This window comes from Mycobacterium sp., assembly GCF_050701675.1.
Taxonomy (GTDB): domain Bacteria; phylum Actinomycetota; class Actinomycetes; order Mycobacteriales; family Mycobacteriaceae; genus Mycobacterium.
In genome coordinates this window covers 1-7,109 of the sequence record NZ_JBOGDD010000535.1, presented here as the reverse complement: position 1 = coordinate 7,109, position 7,109 = coordinate 1, and the positions used below count along the sequence as shown (strand labels likewise).

Here is a 7,109-nt window from a genome sequence, read left to right as displayed (position 1 = left end):
CGGCCAACGACGTCAGGTGCTGTGGATTGCCGGCCGGGGTGACGACGACGAGCCGGTCCGTCGCGAACGGCACCGGCGTCCCGGAGACCGCGCCCGCGCCAGCCACCACCGTCATGTCGGCGGGGTCACCCGAGGCGAAGACGTCCGCGGACGCCCCGTCTGCGAGCGCGGTCGAGAGCTCCGGGGAGCCAGCGAACACGAATTCCACCGAAACTCTGGGATTCTCCGCCTCGAACTTCTTGCCGATCGCGGTGAAGCTCTTGATCAACGCGGAGGCCGCGTAGACGGTGATCGACGTCGTCGGCTCCTGGTGCGTGGCGCAGGCCGTCACCGACAGCATCGCGATCGCGCTCAACGCGACACCACGCTTCAGTCGCCCGTTCATCGAAGGTGACGATACCGCTTCGGGACGGCGCGATCGGCGTTGGTCACGGCATGTCGGCACACTCAGCAAACTGCCAGTCAACTCCCTGTGAACCGTGATGAGATCACCTGGCAATCAGCTTGTGCGTCAATCATTGTGGAGCAACCGGCGGCAGACTGGACCACGTGCTTGGACAACGGGACGGGATACGCCGGGAGATGGCTCCTGCGCCGGATCGGGCGACGTCGCGGTTCCGGATCGCCCACCTCGCGCTGCTGGGTCAGGGACTCCTGATCGGAATCCTCGGCGGTTTCGCGCTGGCCTGGTCGATGGCCAACCTGCGCTTCGGCCCCGAGGGCATGCCGATCCTCGGACTCACGGTCACGCCACTGCACGGCGGCCTTCTGATGGCAGGCGGATCCCTGGCCGTCCTCGCCTGCCTCGGGCGCTGGACGACCTTGGGGTTCAGCTTGATCGCGGGAGGCGGCTGGGCGGCCCTGACCATCGTCTGCGCCGTCGAAGCCGCCCGTCACACCCCTGGGATTCTCGGGTTCGACCCGCGCGACACCCTGCTCTACGGAGTGTTGGCCGCCTACAACCTGGTCCTGTGCACGTGGTTGGTGCCGACGCTCTCGAAGAAGCCGAGGGCCGAGGCGCTCAGTGTGCGAAGTGCCTTGCACCCGTGAGGTAGAGCGTGATCCCCGCCTTCGCGGCGGCCTCGGTGACCACGTCGTCGCGCATCGAGCCGCCGGGGTGGACGATCGCCTTCACACCCGCGGCCGTCAAGACCTCGAGCCCGTCGGGGAACGGGAAGAACGCATCTGAGGACGCCACGGCGCCCTGCACGCGGTCACCCGCCCGCTCGACCGCGAGCCGGGCCGCGTCGACCCGGTTGACCTGACCCATCCCGACGCCGACGGTCGCACCGCCCTTCGCGACGACGATCGCGTTGGACTTCACCGCCCGGCAGGCCCGCCAGGCGAACACCAGGTCGGCCAGGGTGTCGGGGTCGGCGGGCGTGCCGGTGGCCAGCGTCCAGGTGTTGGGGTCGTCACCGGGCGCGTCGAGCGCGTCGCGCTGCTGAACCAGCAGACCGCCGCTGACCTGACGGAACTCGGTGCCGCCGCCCTGGGGTTCGGACGCCACCAGCACGCGGACGTTCTTCTTGCGGGCCAGGATCTCGACGGCCCCCGGTTCATAGGCAGGCGCGATGATCACCTCGGTGAAGATCTCCGCGACGGTCTCGGCCATCTCGACGCTGACGGCGGTGTTGGCCGCGATCACGCCGCCGAACGCGCTCAGCGGATCGCACTCGTGGGCCTTGCGATGCGCATCGGCGACCGATAGCGACGACACCGCGATGCCACATGGGTTGGCGTGCTTGATGATCGCCACACAGGTCTGCTCGTAGTCGAACGCGGCCCGCCACGCCGCGTCGGCGTCGGTGTAGTTGTTATACGACATCTCCTTGCCGTGCAGTTGGTCGGCCTGCGCCAGACCAGGCCACGACGCGTCGTCGCGGTACAGCGCGGCCTGCTGGTGTGGATTCTCGCCATAGCGCAGCACCGCCGCGCGCTTCCACGTCCCGGCGAACCACTCGGGCGACGGCGCACCATCCGCCTGCGGCGCCAGCGTCGAGCCCATCCAGCTCGCCACGGCGACGTCGTACTCCGCAGTGTGCCGAAACGCCAACGACGCCAGCCTCTTTCGTTCGGCCAACGTGAAACCGCCCGCGCGCACCGCGGCCAGCACGCCGTCGTAGCCGAGCGGCTCGACGACCACCGCGACGCTGGGATGGTTCTTGGCAGCGGCGCGCACCATGGACGGCCCGCCGATGTCGATCTGCTCGACGCACTCGTCCTCGCTGGCACCGGATTCGACCGTGTCGGTGAACGGATACAGGTTGACGATCACCAGCTCGAAGGCGGCCACCTCCAGCTCCTCCAGCGCGGCCAGGTGCTCGGCCTTGCGGGTGTCGGCCAGCAGGCCGGCGTGCACCCTGGGGTGCAGGGTCTTCACCCGGCCGTCGAGTACTTCGGGGAAACCGGTGACGTCCTCGACCGGGGTGACGGGGACACCGCCTGCCGCAATGGTTTTCGCGGTGGAGCCGGTCGACACGATGGCCACGCCCGCGGCGTGCAGGCCACTAGCCAGCTCGGCGAGCCCAGTCTTGTCGTACACGCTGATCAGCGCGCGCCGAATCGGCCGCCTGCCGTCCTGGTCGGTCATCCGATCGCCGCCTTTCGTCCTGTCCACGTCACACCGCGAGTAGCCATCGCGGCAAGCACTTCCACCAACAGCCGCCGTTCGACGACCTTGATCCGCTCGTGCAGAGCGCTCTCGTCATCCCCGTCGAGGACCGCCACCGCCTCCTGCGCCAGAATCGGGCCGGTGTCCATCCCCGCATCGACGAGATGCACCGTGCAGCCGGTCACCCGGACACCGTAGGCCAGGGATTCGGGCACCGCGTGCGCACCGGGGAACGCGGGCAGCAACGCGGGATGCGTGTTGACCACCCGGCCCAGGAACCGCGAAAGGAATTGGGGACCAAGGATCTTCATGAACCCCGCCGACACCACCAGATCGGGCTCTTGGGCTGCCGTCGCCTCGGTGATCGCGGTGTCCCAGGCGTGCCGGTCGGCGTGCTCGCCGAGACGGACCGTGTAGGAGGGCAACGAGGCGGCCGCGGCGATCTCCAGCGCCCGGCAGTCCCGATCGGTGCCCACCGCGACGACCCGCGCCGGATAGTCACCGACGGCGGCCTCGAGCAGCGACTCCAGCAGCGAGCCCGTGCCAGAGGCGAGGACCACCAGCCGGGCCGGTGCGCTGGCGGGCACGCGAAGGGGAGGCTGGGGCTGCACGCGATGCAGCCTAATCGGAGGAGCGGCGCGGCTCGTCGCTGCCTGCGTGTGGTTCGGGGATTCCTGGCTCGAATCCCGCATCGTCGTCGGTCAGGAAGTGCGACTCGGGGTCGTCGTCGAGGTCGAACACGTCCGGCGCGGGGGTCCTGATGGGTGCGGCCACCGGGGGTGCGACCGGCTCGTCGCGGACGTACGGCGGCTGCTCCGGTTCGTCCTCGACGATCTCGGCGACGATCACGTCGTCGGCGTCCGGCTCCTCGAAGGCGGGCTCGTACTGCGCTTCCTCCTCCTCCTCGGGTTCGTCGTCGTCGACCGTCGGCACTGGTGGCGGCTGGGGTTCGGGTTCGGGCGCCGGTCTCGGCGCCGCGGCGGGCGCGCGCCGGACCATGGGCCCACGCACGACACCGCCGGTCATGACGACGGTCACGCCGCCGATGGTGAGGAACCACAGGAACACCGCGGGACCGAACGTGGTCTGGTCGACACCGACCTCGCCGAAGTTGCCAAGGCGCCCCCCGCCCGCGTGGCCGAGCAATGCCATCACGATGGCCGCGAGCGCCGAGGCGACGGCCAACTTGGCCGCCGCAGGAGCCAGCGGTACGGGCCGTCGCGCGCACTGCTGGCCAACCGCCACCGCCGAGGCCGCCGCGACGATCAGCAGCGCCACCCAGATGGGCCCAAGGGGCGGGGACGGCACCGCGGCCAGCACCGGCAGCGCGGGGACGTCACCGCCAAGCACGGTGAACGAGCTGAACGTGGCAAGGCCCACGTGCGCACTGGACCCGACGGCGACGGCGGCCGTGCCGACGATCACGTTGGGCACGTACAGCATCGACAACAGGGTGAGGCTCAACTGACCGAACGCCGAATCGGTGATCTTGAACAGCGTGTCCATCGTGCTCCAGTGCACGATCATCGATCCGACCGTGACCACCCCGGACAGGCCGAACAACGCGAGCACGCCCGCCGACGCGGCGCGGACCGCGTCGGGCAGCCACGCCGGCGCGTTCGGCAATGTCCTCAGCCGTCGCCACACCCGCGTGCCGACCCCGATGAGCGCGCCCGCGAGGTGCACGGCCAGCACGGACCCGAACGCCAGGCTCGCACTGGGTGTCTGAAGTTCCGTCAGCACCGACGACGCGTCGTGAATCACCGCAAGCGCGATCGCGGCGATCAGCAGAGGGCCGCCAAGCGCCGACGCGACGATCCACCTGATGACGAACCACGACGTGCCCGCCCTGGTGGCCGCCGCGGTGGTGCGCGCCGTTCCCCACACCATCGCCAGCATCGGTAGCAGTGGCATCGCGCCCAGCTCGGCACCCGAGATGGACACCGGCACCTGGTGCACGCCCAGCCACATGCTGGCGATCGCGCCGAACGCGCCCGTCATGTCGCTGTTGGCGATCACCAACTGCACCAACACGACGGCCGCGATGACGACCAACGCGATGGCCGACGGCGCGAACGCGACTCTGAGTAGGTCGCGTGCCTGACGTGTGCCGACTGGCCGGTTGTCCACTAGCTGCGTCGCTCCTCGCACGATCCCGTACGCGCGAAGGTTGCGTACGCGCCGCTAGCGATTATGACGGTGGCGGCGCCGATTGCGGAGCAGCCTGCTGTGGTGGTTGCTGCGTTTCGTGGGCCTGCGTCGGCTGCGAGGGAGGCCCGCCGTGCGGCTGGCCGAAGGCCGGGAAGCCCGTCGGAGGCGTCGCCGGTCCGCCCTGATGCGGCGGGCCCTGCGGCGCTGGCGCACCGAAGCCGCCGGTCGACGGTCCATTGGGGGGGTAGCCACCGTATTGCTGTGGCGGGTAGCCGCCACGCTGCTGCGGAGCCTGCTGCTGCGGGGGGCCGCCGTGCTGCGGCTGTCCCTGAGGCTGTCCGTAGTAGGGCCCCGGCGCGCCGTACTGGCCGTAGGGCTGCTGCTGTTCGTACTTGGGCTTGGGCACCGGCGCGGCGATGACCTCGGCGTCCAGGAGCAGGGCCGTGACCGCGACGATGGCCTGCAGCAACGTGAAGGCGACCAGCAGGTAGGACGCCCAGCCGAGGTTGCCCGCACCGACGGTGATCACACCGGCGAGGACGACCAGGAATCCCAGGACGGATACGACCGCCACGACGGCGTAGCGGCTCTTCTGCTTCGGCACCAGACCGACACCGGCCAACAGGCCGGCCAGGATGCCGAGCAACGGCCCGAGAGCCGTGCCGTTGTCGAGCGCGAACGTGGTGAGGTAGATGGCCAGACCGAACACCGCCACCGCGATGTCGAGGTACAGGGGAAGCTTGCTGGGCCCCGCCGGGGCCGCCTCCTGGACCTGACCGAACTGCTGAGTGGGCGAGCTGTACTGCGCCGCCGGCGGCCCGGACGGGTATCCGGGGTTACCGGGCGGACCGGATGGATACGACATGTCCCCTCCTGTGATGGGCGATTCGACCTCCCACGCTAGCGCACCAGCCTGCGGAGCCGGACCGGTGCGCGCGGCGCCAGGCCCACCTCGGCCGGTGAGCAAACATGGGGCGGTCAGACGGTGACGAGCACTGACTGGTTGCGCGAATTCTCTTCGGACTCCTCGATTTCTCGCACCAACGGCAGCACGTTCGCACCGAAGTACTCGATCTCCTCCTGGAAGTGCAGGAAGCCACCGAGGATCAGGTCGACACCCCGTTTGCGATAGGCGGCGATGCGCTCGGCGATCTGCTCGGGGGTGCCGATCAGCTGGGTGCGGAAACCGTCGTTGTACTGCACCAGATCCTCGAAACTGGAGTCGGCCCACATGCCCTTCTTGTTGCCCGTCGAACTGCCCGCCTGCTGGACGGCGTCGCGGAAGCCCTCGACCGCGGGCTTGTTGGCCTTCTCGATGATCTCGCGCAGGGTGTCCCTGGCTTCTTTTTCGGTATCGCGGGCGATGATGAACCCGTTGAGCCCGACGCTAACCTCGCGGTCGACAGTGCGGGCGTGGTCGCGCACCTCGACGACCTGCTCGGTCAGCCCAGCGAAGTCCTTGCCGTTGGAGAAGTACCAGTCCGAGTACAGGCCGCCGTTGCGACGGGCGGCCGTCGAGTTACCGCCCTGGAAGATCTCCGGGTTCGGCCGCTCGGGCGTGTTGAGCGGCTTGGGCTTCAGCGTGAAGTCGTGGATGCGGTAGAAGTCGCCGCGGAAGTCCACGTCGTCCTCGGTCCAGATCTTGCGCAGCACCTGCAGGAACTCGGCGCTGCGGCGGTAGCGCTCGTCGTGTTCGAGCCACGGCTCGCCGAGGTGGGTGAACTCGTCCTTGAACCAGCCGGACACGACGTTGACGGCGAAGCGACCGTTGCTCAGGTGATCCGCAGTGGCGCCGAGCTTGGCCAGTACCGCGGGTTGCCACAGCCCAGGGTGGACCGCGGCGATGACCTTGAGCCGTTCCGTCGCCAGCAACAACGCCAGCGAGAAGCTGGTCGACTCGTGCTGGTACTCGGCGCCGTAACTGGCCTCGTAGCGGACCTGTGACAGGGCGTACTCGAAACCGTTGTTCTCGGCGGTCTGCGCCAGCTTCTTGTTGTACTCGTAGTTCCAGTCGGTGCGCTGCTCGATGTCGCTGGTCACCAAGCCGCCACTGACGTTGGGCACCCAGTAGGCGAACTTGACGTGGTCGGCGATGCGTTCAGTCGTCATGGTCTGCATCCCAACAAGCACCGCGACGGGCGTCACCCCTAACGATCCGTCAGATTTCAACGCCCGCCTACAGCAGCGCGCGAATGGCCTCTTCGAAACCGACGACGTGCTCGAGTGTGAGCGCCGCCGCGGCGTCCGCATCCCCTGCCACGATGGCATCAAGGAGCGCGGCGTGTTCGCGGACGTGGCCGGCGACGTCGGGCAGCCGGTCGAGGAACAGACACCAGATCCGGGC

The 7,109-nt window shown here is 69.0% G+C and carries 8 protein-coding genes; 1 reads left to right on the top strand and 7 read right to left on the bottom strand.

Going from position 1 to position 7,109, the window contains the following annotated elements; all coding sequences use genetic code 11:
- On the bottom strand, positions 1–385 hold a 385-nt coding region (locus ACRDUX_RS16145), incomplete at its 3' end, for an extracellular solute-binding protein (RefSeq protein ID WP_526415023.1).
- A gap of 164 nt (positions 386–549) precedes the next feature.
- Between ACRDUX_RS16145 and ACRDUX_RS16140 the strand changes: the two genes are divergently transcribed.
- Positions 550–1,050, top strand: a complete 501-nt coding sequence (locus ACRDUX_RS16140; RefSeq protein WP_526415022.1) for a hypothetical protein — start codon at positions 550–552, stop codon at positions 1,048–1,050.
- Here the strand turns inward: ACRDUX_RS16140 and purH are convergent.
- The 6 genes from purH to ACRDUX_RS16110 form a co-directional block, all read right to left on the bottom strand.
- Positions 1,022–2,593 carry a bifunctional phosphoribosylaminoimidazolecarboxamide formyltransferase/IMP cyclohydrolase gene (gene purH / locus ACRDUX_RS16135; RefSeq protein WP_526415021.1) on the bottom strand — a complete coding sequence of 524 codons (1,572 nt, stop codon included), beginning with the start codon at positions 2,591–2,593 and terminating at the stop codon, positions 1,022–1,024. The two genes, ACRDUX_RS16140 and purH, sit on opposite strands and share 29 nt — an antisense overlap.
- Positions 2,590–3,225: a phosphoribosylglycinamide formyltransferase gene (gene purN, locus ACRDUX_RS16130; protein ID WP_526415020.1), complete on the bottom strand. Its 636-nt coding sequence runs from the start codon at positions 3,223–3,225 to the stop codon at positions 2,590–2,592. The genes purH and purN overlap by 4 nt, the downstream gene beginning before the upstream one ends.
- Positions 3,226–3,235: 10 nt before the next feature.
- Positions 3,236–4,744, bottom strand: coding sequence for a cell division protein PerM (locus tag ACRDUX_RS16125; protein ID WP_526415019.1), 1,509 nt, complete (start codon positions 4,742–4,744; stop codon positions 3,236–3,238).
- A gap of 61 nt (positions 4,745–4,805) precedes the next feature.
- Complete coding sequence (locus ACRDUX_RS16120; protein ID WP_526415018.1) at positions 4,806–5,630, bottom strand: DUF5336 domain-containing protein; 825 nt, start codon at positions 5,628–5,630, stop codon at positions 4,806–4,808.
- A 113-nt stretch (positions 5,631–5,743) separates the two neighbouring features.
- Positions 5,744–6,874 carry a dimethylsulfone monooxygenase SfnG gene (sfnG, locus tag ACRDUX_RS16115; protein ID WP_526415017.1) on the bottom strand — a complete coding sequence of 377 codons (1,131 nt, stop codon included), beginning with the start codon at positions 6,872–6,874 and terminating at the stop codon, positions 5,744–5,746.
- Between the two features lie 67 nt (positions 6,875–6,941).
- Positions 6,942–7,109 (bottom strand): FCD domain-containing protein (locus tag ACRDUX_RS16110; protein WP_526415024.1); only part of this gene is annotated, 168 nt, incomplete at its 5' end.